Annotated in this window: 3 protein-coding genes; 2 read left to right on the forward strand and 1 reads right to left on the reverse strand. The window is 60.4% G+C overall.

The window, feature by feature from the left end:
- Nucleotides 1–429: 429 nt before the first annotated feature.
- Both ACK41X_RS23245 and ACK41X_RS23250 read left to right on the forward strand, forming a co-directional pair.
- Nucleotides 430–1641, forward strand: a complete 1212-nt coding sequence (locus tag ACK41X_RS23245; RefSeq protein ID WP_409728638.1) for an NADP-dependent isocitrate dehydrogenase — start codon at nt 430–432, stop codon at nt 1639–1641.
- 102 nt (nt 1642–1743) lie between these two features.
- A complete protein-coding gene (locus tag ACK41X_RS23250) occupies nt 1744–2736 on the forward strand; it encodes a glycerophosphodiester phosphodiesterase family protein (RefSeq protein WP_409728640.1) in 993 nt (330 codons plus the stop codon).
- A 42-nt stretch (nt 2737–2778) separates the two neighbouring features.
- On the opposite strand, the gene ACK41X_RS23255 is transcribed toward ACK41X_RS23250, so the two are convergent.
- A partial coding sequence (locus ACK41X_RS23255) for a hypothetical protein (protein ID WP_409728642.1) occupies nt 2779–2969 on the reverse strand: 191 nt, incomplete at its 5' end.

Raw genomic sequence — 2969 nt, forward strand, 5'->3', positions numbered from 1 at the left:
ATCCGCGGGACGATCGGCGCGCCCTTGATGTAGTTGTTGGCGCCGCCCCGCATCGAGGGGGTGGGCGCGAGCCCCTGCGCGCCCGCGGGCAGCGTCAGGACCGGCGCACCGGCGATCAGCACCGAGCCGCCGGCCACCAGGAGGTTTCGGCGAGAGAGTACGACGCTGGCCATTCAGGTTCCTCCTGCAGTGCCCCGGAGCGAAGAGAAGCGCATTTCGTCGGTATCTATCGCGATTGCGCCCGAATTCCAGACAAGCGCGACGAAGGCCGTATTTACGCGCAATAACAGTTCTGTGAATAAACTGTCGTGGTGATTTAATACGTGCTTCGGATTGCTTCGCTCGCTCCCGGCTGCGTGGCTTCGTCCGCCCCCGGACGTCGCCGGCGGCTTGCCGGGGCCGCGCGCTCTCAACAGGTGGCTTGCCGATATGACGAAAATCAAGGTTGCGAATCCCGTCGTCGAAATGGATGGCGACGAAATGACGCGCATCATCTGGCAGTTCATCAAGGACAAGCTGATTCATCCCTATCTCGATATCGAGCTGATCTATTTCGATCTCGGCATCCAGAAGCGCGACGAGACGAACGACCAGATCACGATCGACGCCGCGCTGAAGACCAAGGAGGTCGGCGTTGCGGTTAAATGCGCCACCATCACGCCGGACGAAGGCCGGGTGAAGGAATTCGGCCTCAAGGAAATGTGGCGCTCGCCCAACGGCACCATCCGCAACATCCTCGGCGGCACCATCTTCCGCGAACCGATCATCTGCAGGAATGTGCCGCGTCTCGTTCCCGGCTGGACCCAGCCGATCATCATCGGCCGCCATGCCTATGGCGATCAATATCGCGCCACCGACTTCCGGTTTCCGGGCAAGGGCAAGCTGACCATCAAATTCGAAGGCGACGACGGCCAGGTGATCGAGAAGGAGGTGTTCAGGGCGCCCGGCTCCGGCGTTACCATGGCGATGTACAATCTCGACGACTCGATCCGCGACTTTGCCTATGCCTCGTTCAATTACGGCCTGTCGCGCAATTACTCGGTCTATCTGTCGACCAAGAACACCATCCTGAAACAGTATGACGGCCGTTTCATGGAGCTGTTCCAGGAAATCTTCGACAAGGAATTCAAGGCCGAGTTCGACAAGCGCGGAATCATCTATCAGCACCGTCTGATCGACGACATGGTGGCCTCCGCGCTGAAATGGTCGGGCGGCTATGTCTGGGCGTGCAAGAATTACGACGGCGACGTGCAGTCGGACACGGTGGCGCAGGGCTTCGGCTCGCTCGGCCTGATGACGTCCGTGCTGATGACCCCGGACGGCAAGGTGGTGGAAGCCGAGGCCGCACATGGCACGGTGACGCGCCACTATCGCGAACATCAGAAAGGCAACGAGACTTCGACCAATTCCATCGCCTCGATCTTCGCCTGGACCCGCGGCCTCGCGCACAGGGCCAAGCTCGACGACAATCCCCAACTTGCGAAATTCGCGGCGACGCTGGAGAAGGTCTGCATCGACACGGTCGAGTCCGGCTTCATGACCAAGGATCTGGCCCTCCTCGTCGGCCCCGAGCAGCGGTGGCTCTCGACCACCGGCTTTCTCGACAAGATCGACGAGAACCTGAAGAAGGCGATGGCGTAAGGCTGATCGCCAAAAGTAAGAAAAAAAGGGGCGTGGCGGTGTGCCTCGCCCTTTTTTTGTCCCGATCCCAGGCAAAGTCAGGCGTCCTTCTAGGAATAGTGCATGCGCCTGCGTATCGTCTTCGTTGCCCTCCTTCTCATTACCGTCTCAGTTTACCTCTTCAACGCAAGCTGGCTCGCCCCGGCGGGGTCTGGACAACCCGTCCTTCTGGCGCATCGCGGTGTCCATCAGATTTTCCACCGAGAAGGATTGAAAGGCGACTCGTGCACCGCGACGATGATCCATCCGCCCTCACATGACTTGATCGAAAATACACTCCCGTCGATGCGCGCAGCTTTCAATGCCGGCGCTGATATCGTCGAATTCGACATCCACCCAACCACCGATGGACATTTCGCCGTATTTCACGACTGGACACTGGATTGCCGGACCAACGGCAAAGGTGTCACGCGCATGAACGGCCTCAGCGGCCTCAAAGCACTCGATGTCGGATATGGCTATAGCGCCGATGGCGGCAGGACCTTCCCGCTCAGGGGCAAAGGAGTCGGTCTGATGCCGACCTTGGACGAGGTCCTTGCAGCCTTTCCCGATAACTCATTTTTTATTCACATTAAGAGCCGGGATCGGAGCGAGGGCGACCTACTCGCTGCGCGGCTGAAGCTGCTACCGAAAGAGCAAAGATCTCTACTCACAGTCTACGGCGCGAGCGAGCCCGTGGAGGAAGTCAAGCGGCAGTTGCCTGATATTCGCGTTGGCTCAAGCGGTGCGTTGAAGAACTGCCTCCTTGGCTACATTGCGACCGGCTGGTTCGGCCGAGTACCGGCAGCCTGTCGTGATCGCGTAATGCTCGTGCCGCTCAATATCGCGCCCTGGCTATGGGGCTGGCCGAACAGGTTTGTGGCCCGCATGAAATCGGCAAATACAGACGTATTTATTCTTGGAGACTACGACGGCGGCAGCTTCTCCACCGGCATCGACTCCGCCGCAGATTTGGACCGGCTGCCGAAGTCACTCCCGCTCGGAATCTGGACCAACCGCATTGAGAGGATCGCGCGGTTGCTCGCGCGAACGGGCGAGCAGCCGCGGCCACGGTGACCAAGTCCGGCCTCGCCGACAGGCAGGTCCTCACCTGTCAGGTCAGGACTGGCCGACCTTTTTCAGCAGTATCATTTCCTCGGATCGCAATTCCGCGACCCGTTGCACCGCGACGTCCTGCGGAATGTCGAGCGATTCCAGCAGGCGTCCGCCGAGTTGCAGGCTCGCTTCCACGGTCTCCGGCACCGCGCTGCTGCAGCCCAGCCGCGTCAGCCGCGCCGCATGGTCGGCGT

It is taken from the genome of Pseudorhodoplanes sp., assembly GCF_046289595.1.
Taxonomy (GTDB): domain Bacteria; phylum Pseudomonadota; class Alphaproteobacteria; order Rhizobiales; family Xanthobacteraceae; genus Pseudorhodoplanes.

What these genes read in the sequence shown, in the direction of transcription:
- ACK41X_RS23245 (WP_409728638.1), top strand. Translation starts at nt 430, where the DNA reads ATGACGAAAATCAAGGTTGCGAATCCCGTCGTCGAAATGGATGGCGAC.
- ACK41X_RS23250 (WP_409728640.1), top strand. Translation starts at nt 1,744, where the DNA reads ATGCGCCTGCGTATCGTCTTCGTTGCCCTCCTTCTCATTACCGTCTCA.